We start from the raw sequence: 16,103 nt of genomic DNA, 5'->3' as shown, positions 1-16,103 counted from the left end.
CCAGTCCCGCAGGACCCTTGATAACAGCCACAATGGTGACCGGCATTCCATCGATGGCATGAATTTCAGGCGGTCTTTAGTACATGGGTTCTATTGCAGGTTGTTTATAGGGCCGCTTCCGTGACAGGTGCGGCTGCGCTGACCATGCCGGCGATAGCCGTGGGAAAACTCGCCGGGCCGGGCGCCGAATCGGTGTCGAGCGCGGGGTGCGATCCGCTCATCCCGTGCGCGGAGGGTGGGGGCGGCGCGCGCAAGTGGTCGTCGGTGAACTCGGAGATGTCGCGCAGCGCGTCGATCCGCTGCAGGATGAGCGCCCCCCGCTCGATCCGGATAAGCTTGTCCCGGCGGAACTGCCTCAGGACGCGCCCGACGTGGACGGCGGTGAGGCCGAGGGCGTCGGCCACCCGCGTCTGGGTCAGCTGCAGCTGCAGGCAGGGCGCCGTGTCGAGGCCGGCGTCGCCGTAGCGCCAGTGCATCTGACAAAGGAGATGGGCCACCCGTCCGCGCGCGTTACGTCGGCCGAGGGTCACGACCTGCTCCCTGAGCCGGACGGCCTCCCGGTGCCACATCCGACAAAGGCCCATGGCTGTCGGCGGATGCGCCCACAGGCCGAGCATGGCCTTGTTCGCCACCGAGACGGCGCGCACGGGCGTGACGGCGACGACAGAATGGTCCATTGGCGGGCCAAGTCCGGCATGCAGGCCGCACATGTCGCCGGCGATAACGAAGTCGGAGATCTGCCGGCCGCCGTCGGCGAGGTCCCTCTGGCAGCAGGCGATCCCAGAGACGAGAAGGTGGGCCGCGGTCGGGGCTTTCCCTTCTTCGATGATGACGTCGCCCGGCGCGAAGCGCCGTTCCGGCTGCGGGATCGCGTCCAGGTCGGCCATGCGCTCGCTCCCGATCACTTGGAACCGGGCCAGCGTCCTGGCGAGCGGGGTCATTCCGGTCATCGTCGTCCTCGGATGCTCTGGGATTGATGCGGGGCATGGCTGACGCGGATCCGCCCCTGTCGGGCGCTTCGCCGCGCGTCAGTCGGGGGGTGGCAGGGCTTGGAGGCTGGCGAGGATGTCCCCGAGCCGCCTCTCGGTACTCTGGCTTTGCACATGCCCGACATCCTCGGGCGTCATCGTCTCCACGGTCTCTCGAACGGATTCCACCAAGTCGACCGCCTCGTCCCGCGTGAGCAGGTTCTTGTCGACCATGGTGAGGATGAGGGATTCGCAAAGCATGATCGCCGTCCGTCCATGGGGCTCCGCGCCGGCCTCCGCGGCGCGCTTCCAATCTTCTGCAGTCATCGCGCGCACCGGGGGGCATCGGCCGCGACACGATTGCGGGATTTCGGGCAGGCGCCATCGGGTTTGGCGATGCAGGAGACAACACAAGGGGCGTACTTATTTTTAAGCCAACAGTTTAGAGCCATTATAGCTCTCCGATGTTTCAACGGGAGCGAGGCAAAGCCGTCCTGAAGGCTGGTATCGACTGACTAAACCACGGCGTAACTGACGAAACGGAGGGATGGGCCCGTACGCCGGCTCGGGCCAGCCAGGGGCATATTTACTAATATTTAATGTAAAAGCAATAGGCTGGCTTGTTAGCGGCTTTGGATGTCGACGAGATCGAGCTTGATACTGATTATGGCTCATTAAGCGTTCTCGACCGCGCATCGAAAACAATATCGACCACCGATCGGTCTGGCCGCTGCCCTGGTAGAGGAAACGGCGCCGGGGCCCGCCGAAGGGACGCCGGGGTCGAAGTGTGCCGCGCTGCGGCGGCCTTTTCCGCGGGCCGGATCGGCGATCTCGTGATCGGTGGTCCGCCGGGCTCCGCACTTCATCTCGGGCACGTTGCAGGTGACCCTGAGCGTGCCGGGGCGGACGGCATAGTGCCAGACCGGCCACCGCCGGATGGCGCGCCGCTTCGCCTCCACGCGCTAGCGCTGGGTGTTGGTCCGGGTGTGCAATTGCACCGTCAGGCCGTACATGCACGGCACCCCCGCGCTCGCACTCACGTCGTCGGGCGACCAGATCGCTTCGTAGCGGGCCGCGATGTGGGCGCTTCGACCAGCATTTCGGCCTCGGACATCGCGGAGGCTGAGGTGGTGGAGGCGGCCCCACAGGCGAGTAGGAGCGCGACGATGAGGCCGGCGCGGGATAATCTGCCCGGCATCAGCAGCACCAGAACGAGTCGGAAAGCTACGACATCAGGCCGTCCGATCCGCCGTGCATGGACGCGATCCTCGGCTCGGCCCGTCCACCGCAACCAATGCGCTCATCCCACGGTCGTCAGGCTATGTGAACAGCTGAACGCAGCTGGAAGCGTCTGCTTATGGAACCTCGTTAAAAATCACCTGAATGACCGGGATGGGCGCACAGCCGAATATCCGGTTCTGCGCGCGATGGCGATCAAGCGTGACGTGGTCTGGCCGAAAGCGGACCAGCGGCTTTCGGCCACAAAGGTTGAGAAGCCGCCGCTCGGTTGCAGAGTTAGGCCGACACGATGCGCGATGCGTGTTGCGTTTGACCGACCGCAGGTGCCTGCCCGCCACTCTGGTCGTGGAGATCCGTTCCGGCCGTCTCCGGCATGAGCAGCGCCGCGCAGAAGGCGACCCCGTAGGCGCAGAGGGCGCAGGCGCCCATCGCCGTCCCCAGCGGCCAGCTCGCGGACAGGAGGCCCACCGTGGCGGGCACGACCGAACCGAAGCCGCGCCCGCCCCCGAGGCAGAAGCCCTGGCCGCTCGCCCGGATCGACGTGGGGAACAATTCCGCGAAGGTCGGCAGCATGCCCGAGGCCAGGGCCCCCTGGAACGCGCCCAGGAAGAAGCTCAAAACGATGGTCGTGGTGAGGCCGATCGGCGCGAGCAGTAGGATCGCGACGTTGCTGGATTGCAGCACAAGGAAGGTCATGAAGGCCGGGCGGCGGCCGATCCGGTCCGACAGCCAGCCGTAGAGAAGCGGGCCGACCAGGGAGCCGAGGATGTTCATCGCGAGATAGCCGGTGCTCGACTTGATCGAGAGGCCGAGCGCCGTGCGCAGGTAGGTCGGCAGCCACGTGATCATCACGTAGGCGCCGCCGAAGATGCCGGTCGACATGATCGCGGCGGCAGCCGTGCGGCGCAGGTGCCGGCCCGTAAAGATCGTCCAGAACGGCGGCGGCACGACACCAGCGCGCTGAGCCGCCCGCGCCTCGGCGTAGATTCCGGATTCCGGAACGAGCCGGCGGATGAAGAAGACGAGGCCCGCCGGGATGATGCCGATGGCGAAGAAGACGCGCCAGCCCGTCTCCTCGGAGAACAGGGATGCGATGACCGGCAGGAGGCTGACCGAGATCGCGTAGCCGACCGCGTAGCTGCTCTGGACGGAGGCCGCGACCCGCCCTCGCAGGGCCGGACGGATCACCTCGCTGATCAGAACCCCGCCGACCGCGGCCTCGCCGCCGTAGCCGAGTCCCTGGAGGAAGCGGACGACGGCGAGGGACCAGAAGTCGCTCATGAACGCCGCCAGGCAGGTGAAACCCGCGACCATCAGGATGGTGACCTGCAGGATCCTGACCCGGCCGATCCGGTCGGCCAGGATGCCGGCGGCCCAGCCGCCGACCGCAGCCCCGGCGAGGGAGGCCGTGGCAAGGTATCCGGCCTCGGCCTGCGTCAGGCCGAGCGTCGCGATCAGCGCCGGGATGACGAGGGCGTAGATCGTGGTGTCCATGGCGTCGAGCCCGAACCCCGCGAAGCAGGCCCAGTAGGTTCGGCGCTCGGTCCGATCGAGCGTGTGGTACCAGCCGAGCTTCATCATGTTGCGTCTCCTCCGGTCATACGGGATCGCGCGCCGGTCGCCCGCAGGCCGGGCGGGCTGCACAATGCAGCCGGCGCCGTCTCTTCGCGGACGGTCGGCCGGCCTCTGCCCGGGCGTTCGTCAGTCCTGCGGATCGTCGTGGTATTCGAGGCCGGCGGCCGCCAGCGCCGGGCGCATCCCGTAGATGTCGAGACCGAGTTCTCCGGCGGCGAGCCGGGCGCGCTTGGTGACTTCGTTCGCGGCCCGCGCGTCCGCCTTCGCGGCGACGGCTTCGGCCTCGGCGTGCGGTACGACCACGACACCGTCATCGTCCGCCACGATCGCGTCGCCCGGCCGGACCAGGGCGCCGGCGCAGACCACGGGCACGTTGACGCTGCCCAGCGTCGCCTTGACCGTGCCCTTGGCCGAGATCGCCCGCGACCATACCGGGAACCCCATCTCCTTGAGTGCGTGCACGTCGCGGCAGCCCGCGTCGATCACGAGGCCGACGGCGCCGCGCGCCTTCAGCGATGTGGCAAGCAGGTCGCCGAACATGCCGTCGGTGTTGTCGGTCGTGCAGGCCACCACCAGGACGTCGCCGGGGCGGCACTGCTCGATGGCCACGTGCAGCATCCAGTTGTCGCCGGGCTGCGCCAGCACGGTGACGGCGCTGCCGGCGATCGCGGCGCCCTCCCAGACCGGGCGAATGTAGGTCTTCAGGAGGCCGGTCCGCCCCTGCGCCTCGTGGACCGTGGAGACGCCGTGCCCGGCGAGCGTCGCGGCGACGGCCGGCGCGACGCGGGGGATGTTGCGGACGACGACGTTGCTCATGCCAATTCCTCGAGCGTCATCGGGAAGAGGCGCTGATAGGCCTCCCCGTAGGTCATCGCCGTTCCGGAGTTGCGGCCGCCCTGGACGCCGCGGTTGAGCGCGACGCGCGTGTAGTATTCCCAGAGGTGCTTCTGCGCGGCGAGCACTTGGAACGCGCGGAACTTGGTCTCCCACGCGGCATCGATGTTCAGGATGACCTGGGGCTTGAAATTGCACTGCTCCGGCTGGTGCGGCTCGAACAGGAACACGGGCGGCGCGGCGTAGCTGCGGTCTGGGTCCGGCTTGTGCCCGGCCGCCTGGGCGATCACCCGGGCCTCCTGCGCCACGTGGGCGGCGACCGGATGGTCGAAATTGTAGGGATCTTCGAGGGCGTGGGTCAGCACGAAGGCCGGACGCTCCTCGCGATAGACGTCGACGAGCCGGTCGAGGACGGCTTCGCCGACCCGCAGGGGATAGTCGCCGACGTCGAGGAACTCGATTTCGGCGCCGAGAATGCCGGCCGCCTCCTCGGCCTCGGCGCGGCGCTGCGCCTTGACGTCCTCGATGCGCACGCCGGCCTTCTTCCAGGCCCACTGGCTCTCGCCGCGCTCGCCGAACGACAGGCAGACGATCTTCATCCGGTAGCCCTTGGCCGCGTGCAGGGCGATGGCGCCGCCGGCGCGCCAGACGAAATCGCCCGGATGGGCTGTCACGACGAGGCCCGATCGGGTTGCGACCGCCATGTCTCATCTCTCCCGGAGCGTGCGTTGCTTCTCGCGCACTATCGTGCATGCAGAGCTATCGCCGTCAGTCCGAGCAAACAAATGAATAGATTGAGGCTATTGATGCGGGTTATCGAATAATGCTCGCTCGCTCGGCGCACATCGGCACGATGCCACCGGACCGGCTCGTGCCGGGAGGCAGCGCGGTCAGAGCGCGTTGAAGTACGCCTGGATCATCCGCGCCAAGCTCTCCGCCACCGGCGACAGGGTGTGATTGCGGCGCGTCACGATGCCGATCGTCCGCGCGATGCTCGGGGCCCGGAGCGGCACGGCGACGATCTTTCCCTCATCGGCGGCCTGAAAGGCGAGGCGCGGCACGACGGTCACGCCCAGGCCCCCGCGCACCATGCCGATGGCGGTGGCGACGCGGTGCACCTCGTAGGCCCAGGTCACGTCGGCGTAGCGTCCCCCCAGCCCCGCCGCGATGAGCAGGTTGTTGCCGGTCTGCTCCCCGATCTTGATCAGGATCTCGCGGTCCAGCTCGGACCACATCACCACCTTCGCGCCGGCGAGCGCGTGATCGGCCCGGCACACCAGCACGAAGGCTTCCTGGTGGATGGGCGTGATGTCGAGGTCGTAGTGCTGGGCCGACATGATGGTGATGCCGAACTCAGCCTCGCCTGCCCGCACCCGCTCGATGATCGCGGTGGCCGATTGATCAAGGACGCGGACCAGCACGCCCGGGTGAGCGGCGCTGAACCCCCGCAGGATGACGGGGAGATGGTGGCCGGCGATCGTCGGCAGGCAGCCGAACCGGACGACGTCCTGGCTCTCGCGGCCCTGCCGCCGCAGCGTCCCGAAGATCTGGGAGAGCTCGTCGACGATGCGCTGCGCGCTCGGCAGAAGCTCGACACCGGCGGCCGTTAGCGTGACCTGCCGCGTCGTCCGCGCGACCAGCCTGACGCCGAGCTCGTCCTCCAGCTTCTTCAGGCGGTGGCTCAGGGCCGCCTGCGAGAGGCTGAGGCTGGCCGCGGCCCGGTTGAAGCTTCCCCAGTTGGCAATGCTGAGGAAGGCTTGAAGGCCCAGAAAGTCGATCCGCTCCATCACCCCTCGCAGCCCCGCGCCCCTCGCGCCGCGACATGCGATCGCTTCGCCGGAGCCGGGGCGGAATTGCGCGCAGCGCGTAACGTGTCCAGGGCGGCGGTTGCGGCGCCCGATCAGCTCAGGCGCAGCAGGCCGGCGACGTCGCGCATGGTCCCCACCGACTCGAGGGCGAGGACGGTGTCGATCAGCCGGGACGTCTTGTCCGCCCCGAGGACCGGCGCCATCAGGTCGCGACACTTGCTTACCACCTCCGCGCGCGGCATCGGGTTGTCGGCCGTGCCGCGGACCGCCAGCACCGTGTCGGACAGGACCGTCCCGTCGTTCAGCGCGATCTCCACGATGGCGGCGCGTGCCGGCTCGAGGCGCTCCAGCTCGTCGCTCGGGATCAGCCGGACCTTGGCGCGCATCCGCAGCACCGTCGGATCGGCCATGCGGTCCTTGTCATGCGCCGCCTGGAACGAGGCCGTCCCGTCGAGCAGCATGATCGCCACCATGTGCTGGAGGCAGATGTCGGGCATGTCGCGGTTGTCGACGACCCGAGCCTCGGTGTGGGCGACGCGGACGGTGACCGACTGGATCGTCCCGGGATCGACGGAGCGGCGCTGGAGGATGTTGCTCAGGGCATCCAGCGGCGCCTGGATCGGGGAGCCCACCGTCCATTTCTTGATGTTAGTGCGGGAGATCTCGTAGCGCGCGCCCAGCTCGGCCGTCAGCGCATCCAGGCGGGCATCGGGCGCGTAGGCCAGGAAGTAATTGTCGGCGCCCGAGAAGATGTCGTCGATGCCGGTGCATCCCGCCTCTACCATCAGCGCCGCGGTGAGGCCGCTGCGCGCGGGCATCCCGGCGAACACGAAGGACTTTTCGATGTGCTGCGTGTCGCGGGTCCAGGCGCCGATCCCGGAGGATTGCTGGGCCGCATAGTCGAGGACCCAGCGCATCTGCTGCGCGTCGAGCCCGGCGGTGCAGGCGGCCGCCGCCGCGGCCCCGAAGGCCCCCGCGATGGCGTGGGTGCTCTTGTGGCTGGTGTTGCGGAACGGGATCGCGTCGAAGCTGAGGGTGACCCGCGGGCCGACATCGTAGCCGAGCGTCACGGCGCGCAGGAAGCGCGTGCCGTCGATCCCGAATTTCTCCGCGGCGGCGAGCGCCGCCGGCACGATCGGCGCGCCCGGATGCGACTGCGAGAACTCGTTCGAATCGTCGGTCTCGTCCGAATGCGCCAGCATGCCGTTGACCAGCGCCGCCACGAGCGGGTCGGCCGTGGCTCTGGAAGCGACGAGCGTCGCGTTGCCGGAGCCGCCGTAGGAAGCCGCGAAGCTGTAGGCGGCCTTGGCCGGCAGCAGGCCGGAGCCCGACACCATGGCGGCGAAGGTGTCGAGGATGTGGTGCTTGGCCGCCTCGACGACCGCGTCCGGAAGCGGCCGGTCCGCGGCCTCGGCCATGTAGGCGCTGAGCTTGGCCATGACGGGGCTGATGGTGCCTGTCGCCGCCAGGGCGCGCAGCGGCGCGGCCCCCAAGACGGCGCCAGCACCGGCGCCGCGCAGCAGGGCGCGGCGGCTCGCGCGCATCGGATTGCCTCTCGGTGACATCTTTGCTCCGGACGGTTCGTGGTGCGCGCGGTTCAGGCGCGCTCGGGGATCGGCGAGAGGACGGGCTCGCCCGCGAAGAAGGCGGTGAGGTTGGCCACGACCTGACCGATCGTCGCCTCCAGGGTCTCCGGCGAGCGCCCGGCGATGTGGGGCGACAGCACCACGTTCGGCAGCGCGCACAGGGAAGCCGGCACCGCAGGCTCGCCCTCGATCACGTCGAGCGCCGCCCCGGCGAGGCGGCCCGCCTCCAGGGCCTCGATCAGGGCCTCGGTGTCCACGACCGAGCCGCGCCCGACATTGATGAGGAAGCCGCCAGGGCCGAGGGCGTCGAGGGCCGCGCGGCCGACGCAGTGACGGGTCGCAGCGCCGCCCGGCAGTGCCACGAAAAGCACGTCCGCCCAGGCGCAGAGATCGCCGAGGCTCGGGGCGTAGTCCCACGGCACGTCCGGGACCGGCCGGCGGTTGTGGTAGCGCACCGCCATGTCGAAGCCGGCGCAGCGCCGGGCGATGCGGCTGCCGATCCCGCCGAGCCCCAGGATGCCGGCGCGCCTGCCCTGCGCCCCCGGCCGGGCGGTCCCGCCCTCCCGCCAGCGGCCCGCCCGGACGGCGGCGTCGAAGCGCGGGATGTCGCGCAGCACCGCCAGGAACAGGGCGAGGGCGTGATCGGCCACGCAGCCCGCGTTGATGCCCGTGCCGTGCGTGATGACGATCCCGCGTGCCTGGGCCGCCGGCAGGTCGACGCCCTCATGGCCGACGCCCTGTGCGCAGATGATCCCGAGATTGGGCAGCGCCGCGATCAGGGCGGCCGGGATCGGCGTCGTGCCGTTCGTCACGATGGCCCGGATGCGGTCGCCCGCCCGCGCGGCGAGGTCGGTGCGGGCCTCGGGCGTGACGGCCTGATGCACGGTGAAGCGCGCCCGCAGCCGGTCGAGGGCGAAGGGCGCGAGGTCGATCGCCAGGAGCACGTCCGGCTTCAGCCCGCCCGCTTCGCCGGGCCTCGACGACCAATCGCTCATGCGCGCTCCCTCCTCCGACATTCAGGTCTGCGGTCCGGCCGGGACGGGGTACAGGCGATCGGACCTGAGCTCGGACAGGGCGTTCACGCCGAGCAGGCCCATGTTGCGCACGATCTCATCCTTCAGGATCGCGATCGCGCGCTCGACCTCGGACTGGCCGCCGATTGCGGCGGCGTAGAGGAACGGCCGTCCGACGAACACGAAGGCGGCGCCCAGCGCCAGCGCCTTCAGCACGTCCGTGCCGCGGCGGAAGCCGCTGTCGATCATCACCGGGATCGTCCCGCCGAGCGCCGCGACGACCGCCGGCAGGGTGCGAAAGGGCGAGACCGTGGCGTCGAGCTGCCGGCCGCCGTGGTTCGACAGGATCACCCCATCGGCGCCGAGACCCCGGGCCGCGACGGCGTCGGCCGCCGCCATGATTCCCTTGATCACCAGCCGGCCGCGCCAGCGCGCCCGCACCAGCCGCAGGTGGTCCCAGCACAGGTGGTCGCGGTTGCCGAAATCCCGCAGCACCGAGGCGGACAGGATCGGCGCCCCCCGCACCGCGTAGGAATTCTCGAAATGCGGCATGCCGTGGCGCGCCAGCGTGCGCAGGAACGTGCCCGCGGTCCAGCGCGGGCATGCGAGCCCGTCGAGGGCAAGGCGCAGGCTCGGCCGAAGCGGCGTCGAGAAGCCGGTGCGGGTGATGTTCTCGCGGTTGCCGGAGACAACGGTGTCGACGGTCACGACCAGCGTGCCGAAGCCCGCTTCCGCCACCCGGTCGACCAGGGCGGCGATCCGATCGGGCTCTGCGGGCAAGTAAGCCTGGAACCACGCGTCCGGGTTGTGCGGGATCACGTCCTCCATGCGGATGAGGGACGAGCCGCTCATGATCATCGGCACCCGCGCCGCCCGCGCGGCCGCCGCCAGCACGATGTCCCCGCGATAGGCGGCAAGCGCGCTCAGGCCCATCGGGGCGATGCCGAACGGCGCGGCATAATCCGGGCCGAGCACCGTCGCGGCGGATGTGCGCGCACCGACCCCGACCAAAACCCGCGGCACGAACCCGACCTCGCGCAGCGCCCGCCGGTTGTCGTCGCGCGCCGCATTGGTTTCCGCGGCGCCCGCGATGTAGCCGAATACGGGCCGCGGCAGGTGCCGCCGCGCTGCCGCTTCGTAATCCGCCAGGGCCAGCGCAACGGGCTTGCCGCGCCGGCGCGCCGTCCTGGCGGTCTCGGTCGCCGCCGTGCCGGGGCTCGCTTCCGTGCGGCCGGGTAGTTTCTGAGCGCCTGACGCCATCGATCGTCCGTTCGGTGCTGGGCCGGGTGTCGCGATGCCCGCAAGGCGGCGGAACCCTAGCCGCGCGTTTCACAAGTGTGTAAGATCGGCTGCCGGCTGTCCATAGGTCCAGTTCTTTCGAGACAGCCGCGTTGTGCGCAATGGGTGACTGAGCGCGACGGAGTCTGTCAGCGCACAAGAGTGGGGTGAAACCGCGATGTGGTGACGGACGGCGTGCCGGGATAACGCCGATGTTGCCTCAGAAAATTTATATCTGTGCATTGTGGCCGCATCTGCAGCAGGCCATCAAGGCTGCCAGAATCAAGCCGGAGGACGCCCATGAGCCGCGACTGCCTCGCTCCGCAGGCGCCAGCGCCGCCGGGCTTTGCGCTGCCGGAAGGTGCCTGCGACAGCCACACCCACGTGTTCGGGCCCTACGCGCGCTACCCCCTGGCGGAGGATCGCAGCTACACGCCCCCGGAGAACGACGGCGCGGCCCTCCTGAGCCAGCTCGATGCCATGGGCCTCGCCCGGTGCGTGATCGTCACCGCCAGCGCCTACGGGGCCGACAACCGCGCCATGCTGGATGCGCTCGCGCAGGCACCCGACCGCCTGCGCGGCGTGGCGGTCCTGTCCGACGGCGTCAGCGAGGCCGAACTCGACGTCCTGACGGCAGCCGGCGTGCGCGGCGTGCGCGTCAACCTGTTCCGGCGGGACGGCCGTCAGGTCTACCGCAACGGCATGGGGCTGGAGGCTTTGAGGGCGCTCGCGCCGCGGCTGCGGGCGCGGGGCTGGCACCTCCAGGCGTGGCTGCACGCGCCGGACCTGCTCGAGCTCTGGCCGGCCCTCGCCGCCAGCGGCATGCCGGTGGTGATCGACCATATGGGCCGCATGAGCACGGCGCGTGGCGTCGACGATCCGGGCTTCACGCAGCTGTGCCGCCTCGTGGCGGACGGGGCTGCCTGGACGAAGATCTCGGGGGCGGACCGCCTCACCGCGGCGGGTTCCCCCTACGACGACGTCGATCCCTTCGCCGCGGCGCTGATCGCGGCCAATCCGGAGCGCCTCGTCTGGGGCAGTGACTGGCCGCACATCAACTATTTCGGCGGCGCGACCGACCTGGGCGTCCCGTCGGATGCGGATCTGCTGCGGGCGCTGCGGCGCTGGACGGATGACCGGAGCCTGCGCCGCATCCTGGTGGACAACCCGGCCACGCTCTACGGCTTCCCGTGAGCGCCGCCGCTACCGGGATTCCGCGCCTTCCGGTATCACCAACCGGTCGTCGAAGGAGCGGGTCGGCCGGACTGGGGCATGCGTTTCATATATGTGAATAGAATGCTGGTGGTGCGGGCCTCGTGACCCTACGTGCGGACATCCCGCCCGAGGCACAGGGCGCGGCCGTCAAGTCGGCCCGCCGCGTGGTCGAGGTGCTGGAGCATTTTGACCGCGTCCAGTGCCCGCAATCGCTCACCGAGATCGCGTTGGCGCTGGGCTACCCGGCCTCCAGCACCCTGGCCCTGCTCAAGAGCCTGCTGGCCCTCGATTATCTGTCTTACGACTTCGAGCGTCGCACCTACAGTCCGACCATGCGGGTGGCGATGCTCGGCGCCTGGGTGCAGGCCTGCGTGTTCCGCGACGGGGTGCTGATCCGCCTGATGGAGGCACTGCAGGAGGCGACCGGCGAGACTGTCGTTCTCGGCATGCAGAACGATCTTCACGTGCAGTACATCCATGTCGTCCAGGCGCGCCATCTCCTGCGCTATCACCTGCACCCCGGTACGTTCCGGCCGATCCACTCCACGGCCGCTGGCCGCATGCTGCTGGCCCACCAGTCGCGGGACGCGATCGCCCGCTTGGTCCGGCAACTCGACCGGCGTGCTGGAGTGACCCTCGATCTCGACTCCTTCTGGGACGGCCTCCAAGAGGTTCGCGCCGCGGGTTTCGGGTGGTCGGCCAATCAGGTCACCGAGGGCGCCGGGACCATGGCGGTGCTCGCGCCCAAGATGGCCGATGGCCGTGCCACCGTCCTCGGGGTCGCCGGCCCCCTGTCGCGGCTCGAACCGAACCGGGAGCGGATCCTCGCGAGCCTGCGCAGCATCGTCGGGCCACCGCGCGTCGATCCCTGAAATTCACGGTTGTAAATTTTGCGGAAGTGAGCGACCCTCCGGTCAACACACGCCGATGCGCCGGGTCCCGCGGGACCTGCGTCGGACAGACGGGAGGAGCGGATGACGAGCGGCATCGCCGAGCTTCGGGGGAAGCGCTACGACCTCGACCTCCCCTCGCTGCGCGACCAGGTCTCGCCCGCGGAGTGGGAGGCGCGGGTCAACCTCGCGGCCTGCTACCGGCTGGTCGCCCTCTGGGACATGACCGACATGATCGCGAACCACATCTCGGTTCGCGTCCCCGGCGAGCCGGAGCACTTCCTGATCAACGCCTACGGTCTGCTCTACGAGGAGATCTCCGCCTCGAACCTCGTGAAGATCGATTTCGACGGCAACATCGTCGACAAGCCCGCCTTCGATTACGGCGTGAACCGCGCCGGCTTCGTGATCCACAGCGCGGTCCACCGGGCCCGGCACGAGGTCGATTGCGTGATCCACACGCACACGCCGGCCGGCATGGCGATCTCCGCCATGAAGTGCGGCCTGCTGCCGATGACCCAGACGGCGATGCGGTTCTCGACGGTCGCCTACCACGATTACGAGGGCGTGGCGGTCGATCTCGAAGAACAGAAGCGCATCGTGGACGATCTCGGCGACGCCGACCTGATGATCCTGCGCAACCACGGCCTCCTGGTCGTCGGGCCGACCGTGCCGCAGGCCTTCAGCAACATCTACCGCGCGGAACTCGCCTGCAAGGCGCAACTCATGGCGATGGCGGCGAGCACCGACCTCGTCCTGCCCTCGGATGAGGTGATCGCCAAGACCAACCACCTCTACCGGCCGGAGGTGCGCCGCCCGTTCGGCGTGCTCGAATGGCCGGCCCTCCTGCGCAAGCTCGACCGGATCGATCCGACCTACCGGGACTGACCGCCGTGGCCATGGCGCATCCCGGCACGGTGATCGAGACGCTGGCGGACTACGCGGCTTCCGAAGGCGAGCGATCGCTGCCGGCGGACGTGTTGCACCACGCCAAGCGCGCCCTGATCGACTGGTTCGCCGCGCTCCTGCCGGGCGCGCAGCTCCCGCCCGCGACCCTGCTGGCCGCGGCGCTCGCGGACGAGTTCGGGACGGCCGGCGGCGCCGTGGTGTACGGCACCGAGCGTCGGGCCCCCTTGCGCACGGCGGCGCTGATCAACGCCACCGCCTCGCATAGCGTCGAATTCGACGACATCTTTCGCGATGCGATCTATCATCCGGGCTGCCCGGTGATCGGCGCGGCGCTCGCCGCCGCGCAAACGGTCGGCGCCGACGGCGCGGCTCTGCTGCGCGCCATCGTCATCGGCTACGAGGTCTCGACACGCATCGGCGTGGCGGTCCAGCCCTCACACTATCACTACTGGCACACGACCGGCACGATCGGGACCTTCGGGGCCGCCGCCGCGACCGCGTCCCTGCTCGGCCTCGATGCTGGGCGCTTCGCCCACGCGCTGGCCACCGCCGCCACGATGGCGGCCGGGCTCCAGCAAGCCTTCCGCTCGGACGCCATGTCGAAGCCGCTCCATGCCGGGCACGCCGCGGAAGCCGGCGCCCTCGCGGCGCTCGCGGCCAGCCGCGGGGTCACCGGCGCCCTCGACGTGCTGGAGGGCGAGGCCGGGTTCGGGGCCGCGATGAGCCGGGGCGCCGAGTGGGCGCACGCTGTCGATGAACTCGGGCGCCGCTACAACATCTGCGCCATGACGTTCAAGAACCACGGCTGCTGCGGCCACGCCTTCGCGGCGATCGACGCCGCCCTGGCGCTGCGGCCGGATCTCGACCTCGACGCCATTGCGGCGATCACCATCGGCACCTACCGGACGGCCCTCGACGTCACCGACCGGCGCACGGTCGCGACGCCCTTCGAGGGGCGGTTCTCGACGCCCTTCACGGTGGCGAGCGCCCTGGTCCACGGCAGCGTGCGCCTCGACGCGGTCTCGCCGGAGCGCCTCTCCGATCCGCGGGTCCAGGCGCTGATGCGCCGGGTCACGATGGTGGTCGATCCGGAAAGCGAGGCCGCGTTCCCGGCCCGGCGCTCGGCCGTGGTGACCATCACCCTGACGGACGGGCGCCGCCTCATGCAGCGGCAGCCGACCCGCAAGGGCGATCCGGACGCGCCGCTCACCGACGACGAGCTGGCCGACAAGTTCCGCGAACTCGCCGTCCCCGCTGTGGGGGACGCGGCGGCGGCCGACCTGCTGGCGGCTCTGCGCACGCTGGACACGGCCCCGGCCAAGGCGGTGGCGCGGCTCGGGCTCGGACCGCCGATGCCAGACTAGGCGGGCGCGCCGCAAGACCATACCCGCCAGAGCCGCGAGATCGGCCGGCGGCCTCCAGGGAGGAGAGCGCATGGACACGCGGGCAATCCCCGCCGGCCTCGCCGTACAGGACGGCACGCGGTCGGACGGGGTGACGGACCTGGAGCGTGACACGATCCGCCGGATCAACCGGCGGTTCATGCCGATCCTCGTCATCGCCTACATGGTCTCGTTCATCGACCGGGTGAATGTCGGCTTCGCGGCGCTGACCGCCAACAAGGAACTCGGCCTCTCGGCCACCGCCTACGGCTGGGGCGCCGGGATTTTCTTCCTCGGCTACTTCCTGTTCGAGTATCCCAGCAACGTGATGATGGGCCGGGTCGGCGCCCGCTTCTGGCTGTCCCGCATCATGATCACCTGGGGCTTCATCTCGGCCGGGATGGCGCTGGTGACCGGGCCGGTCTCGTTCTGTATCGCCCGGTTCCTGCTCGGGGTCGCGGAGGCCGGGTTCTTCCCCGGCCTGCTGCTGTTCGCCTCGCTCTGGTACCCGAAAGCCTACCGCGCCCGCTGCATCGGCGTCATGCTGATCGGCATGGCGGTGTCGAGCCTCGTCGGCGCGCCGATCTCGGGGCTGCTGCTCGGCCTCGACGGGTGGCTCGGCCTGTCCGGCTGGCAGTGGATGTACATCCTCGAAGGGCTGCCGGCAGTCATCCTCGGCGTGCTGCTGCTGTTCGTCCTGACCGACACGCCCGACAAGGCCGAGTGGCTCAGCCACGCGCAGCGGGACTGGCTGCGCCGCACGCTCGCCGCCGAGCCGGTCCGGGCGCACGCCGCGCTGAACGTCTGGGCGACGATCCGCGACCCGCGGGTGCTGTTCTACGCGCTGCTGTTCTTCAACGTCACCACGGCGAGCTACGGCCTGAGCCTGTGGCTGCCGCAGATCATCAAGGCTGCCGGCCTGACCAACGCCCAGACGGGCTTCGTCACCGCGATACCCTACGCGTTCGGCACGCTGGCGATGGTGCTGGGCGGCTGGTGGTCGGATCGGCACGCGGACCGGATCGTGCCGACCGCCGCCATGACCTTCCTGGTGGCCGCCGGCCTCACGGCCTCGGTCTGGCTCGCCCAGCCGCTCGCGCAGTTCGCCGCGATCTGCGTGGTGATGATCGGGATCTACGGACTCAAGGGTCCGTCGCTGGCGCTCTACACCGAGAGCTTCCCGGGGCCGGCGGCAGCCGGCTCGATCGCTATGGTGACGGCGCTCGGCAACCTGTCCGGCTTCCTGCCCCCCTACCTCGTCGGCTGGATCAAGGATTCGACGGGGCACTTCGCCTACGGCCTCCTGTTTCTGGCCGTGGTCGCGTTCCTGGGGGGCGTGCAGGCCCTGCTCGCCCCCGCCTTCGAGCGGCGCGTCGCCGCCTCCGCGGCACGATGACGGAGGGACG

Annotated in this window: 14 protein-coding genes; 5 read left to right on the top strand and 9 right to left on the bottom strand. The window is 69.9% G+C overall.

From position 1 onward, the window contains the following. Nucleotides 1-104: 104 nt before the first annotated feature. The 9 genes from OXS27_RS23955 to OXS27_RS23915 all read right to left on the bottom strand — a co-directional run bounded on the left by OXS27_RS23955 (nt 105) and on the right by OXS27_RS23915 (nt 10,283). Nucleotides 105-950 (bottom strand): Crp/Fnr family transcriptional regulator, encoded by an 846-nt coding sequence (locus tag OXS27_RS23955; RefSeq protein ID WP_267359187.1) that lies wholly within the window; start codon nt 948-950, stop codon nt 105-107. Nucleotides 951-1,028: 78 nt separating this feature from the next. Further along, complete coding sequence (locus tag OXS27_RS23950; RefSeq protein ID WP_267359185.1) at nt 1,029-1,295, bottom strand: hypothetical protein; 267 nt, start codon at nt 1,293-1,295, stop codon at nt 1,029-1,031. A gap of 1,188 nt (nt 1,296-2,483) precedes the next feature. Next, a complete protein-coding gene (locus OXS27_RS23945) occupies nt 2,484-3,788 on the bottom strand; it encodes an MFS transporter (RefSeq protein WP_267359183.1) in 1,305 nt (434 codons plus the stop codon). Between the two features lie 120 nt (nt 3,789-3,908). After that, on the bottom strand, nt 3,909-4,598 hold the full coding sequence (locus tag OXS27_RS23940) for a 4-carboxy-4-hydroxy-2-oxoadipate aldolase/oxaloacetate decarboxylase (protein WP_267359181.1): 690 nt from the start codon (nt 4,596-4,598) through the stop codon (nt 3,909-3,911). Continuing rightward, nucleotides 4,595-5,320 (bottom strand): PIG-L deacetylase family protein, encoded by a 726-nt coding sequence (locus OXS27_RS23935; protein ID WP_267359179.1) that lies wholly within the window; start codon nt 5,318-5,320, stop codon nt 4,595-4,597. Before OXS27_RS23935 ends, OXS27_RS23940 begins: the two co-directional genes overlap by 4 nt. Before the next feature lie 186 nt (nt 5,321-5,506). Continuing rightward, complete coding sequence (locus OXS27_RS23930; RefSeq protein WP_267359177.1) at nt 5,507-6,403, bottom strand: LysR family transcriptional regulator; 897 nt, start codon at nt 6,401-6,403, stop codon at nt 5,507-5,509. A gap of 113 nt (nt 6,404-6,516) precedes the next feature. Further along, complete coding sequence (locus OXS27_RS23925; RefSeq protein WP_267359175.1) at nt 6,517-7,968, bottom strand: MmgE/PrpD family protein; 1,452 nt, start codon at nt 7,966-7,968, stop codon at nt 6,517-6,519. A 53-nt stretch (nt 7,969-8,021) separates the two neighbouring features. Then, nucleotides 8,022-9,005 carry a 2-hydroxyacid dehydrogenase gene (locus tag OXS27_RS23920; RefSeq protein ID WP_267359173.1) on the bottom strand — a complete coding sequence of 328 codons (984 nt, stop codon included), beginning with the start codon at nt 9,003-9,005 and terminating at the stop codon, nt 8,022-8,024. Nucleotides 9,006-9,026: 21 nt separating this feature from the next. After that, nucleotides 9,027-10,283: an alpha-hydroxy acid oxidase gene (locus tag OXS27_RS23915; protein WP_267359171.1), complete on the bottom strand. Its 1,257-nt coding sequence runs from the start codon at nt 10,281-10,283 to the stop codon at nt 9,027-9,029. A 318-nt stretch (nt 10,284-10,601) separates the two neighbouring features. Between OXS27_RS23915 and OXS27_RS23910 the strand changes: the two genes are divergently transcribed. From OXS27_RS23910 to OXS27_RS23890, 5 genes are all read left to right on the top strand, one after another. Then, nucleotides 10,602-11,495, top strand: a complete 894-nt coding sequence (locus tag OXS27_RS23910) for an amidohydrolase family protein (protein WP_267359169.1) — start codon at nt 10,602-10,604, stop codon at nt 11,493-11,495. 122 nt (nt 11,496-11,617) lie between these two features. Next, a complete protein-coding gene (locus OXS27_RS32695; RefSeq protein ID WP_267359167.1) occupies nt 11,618-12,388 on the top strand; it encodes an IclR family transcriptional regulator C-terminal domain-containing protein in 771 nt (256 codons plus the stop codon). A gap of 102 nt (nt 12,389-12,490) precedes the next feature. After that, entirely contained in the window at nt 12,491-13,294 is an 804-nt protein-coding gene (locus OXS27_RS23900) for a class II aldolase/adducin family protein (RefSeq protein WP_244006336.1), read from the top strand. 11 nt (nt 13,295-13,305) lie between these two features. Next, complete coding sequence (locus OXS27_RS23895) at nt 13,306-14,679, top strand: MmgE/PrpD family protein (protein WP_267359210.1); 1,374 nt, start codon at nt 13,306-13,308, stop codon at nt 14,677-14,679. A gap of 70 nt (nt 14,680-14,749) precedes the next feature. Then, on the top strand, nt 14,750-16,093 hold the full coding sequence (locus OXS27_RS23890; protein ID WP_267359163.1) for an MFS transporter: 1,344 nt from the start codon (nt 14,750-14,752) through the stop codon (nt 16,091-16,093). Nucleotides 16,094-16,103: the final 10 nt, after the last annotated feature.

It is taken from the genome of Methylobacterium sp. GC_Met_3, from assembly GCF_026540775.1.
In the GTDB taxonomy this organism is placed as follows: domain Bacteria; phylum Pseudomonadota; class Alphaproteobacteria; order Rhizobiales; family Beijerinckiaceae; genus Methylobacterium.
Note: the sequence above shows the minus strand (reverse complement) of the source record. Positions and strands in the feature narration are given on the sequence as shown.

Coding starts and splice junctions, on each gene's coding strand:
- OXS27_RS23950 (WP_267359185.1), bottom strand. CDS start 1,295: ATGACTGCAGAAGATTGGAAGCGCGCCGCGGAGGCCGGCGCGGAGCCC.
- OXS27_RS23940 (WP_267359181.1), bottom strand. CDS start 4,598: ATGAGCAACGTCGTCGTCCGCAACATCCCCCGCGTCGCGCCGGCCGTC.
- OXS27_RS23945 (WP_267359183.1), bottom strand. CDS start 3,788: ATGATGAAGCTCGGCTGGTACCACACGCTCGATCGGACCGAGCGCCGA.
- OXS27_RS23920 (WP_267359173.1), bottom strand. CDS start 9,005: ATGAGCGATTGGTCGTCGAGGCCCGGCGAAGCGGGCGGGCTGAAGCCG.
- OXS27_RS23935 (WP_267359179.1), bottom strand. CDS start 5,320: ATGGCGGTCGCAACCCGATCGGGCCTCGTCGTGACAGCCCATCCGGGC.
- OXS27_RS23925 (WP_267359175.1), bottom strand. CDS start 7,968: ATGCGCGCGAGCCGCCGCGCCCTGCTGCGCGGCGCCGGTGCTGGCGCC.
- OXS27_RS23900 (WP_244006336.1), top strand. CDS start 12,491: ATGACGAGCGGCATCGCCGAGCTTCGGGGGAAGCGCTACGACCTCGAC.
- OXS27_RS23890 (WP_267359163.1), top strand. CDS start 14,750: ATGGACACGCGGGCAATCCCCGCCGGCCTCGCCGTACAGGACGGCACG.
- OXS27_RS23910 (WP_267359169.1), top strand. CDS start 10,602: ATGAGCCGCGACTGCCTCGCTCCGCAGGCGCCAGCGCCGCCGGGCTTT.
- OXS27_RS23895 (WP_267359210.1), top strand. CDS start 13,306: ATGGCGCATCCCGGCACGGTGATCGAGACGCTGGCGGACTACGCGGCT.
- OXS27_RS23930 (WP_267359177.1), bottom strand. CDS start 6,403: ATGGAGCGGATCGACTTTCTGGGCCTTCAAGCCTTCCTCAGCATTGCC.
- OXS27_RS23915 (WP_267359171.1), bottom strand. CDS start 10,283: ATGGCGTCAGGCGCTCAGAAACTACCCGGCCGCACGGAAGCGAGCCCC.
- OXS27_RS23955 (WP_267359187.1), bottom strand. CDS start 950: ATGACCGGAATGACCCCGCTCGCCAGGACGCTGGCCCGGTTCCAAGTG.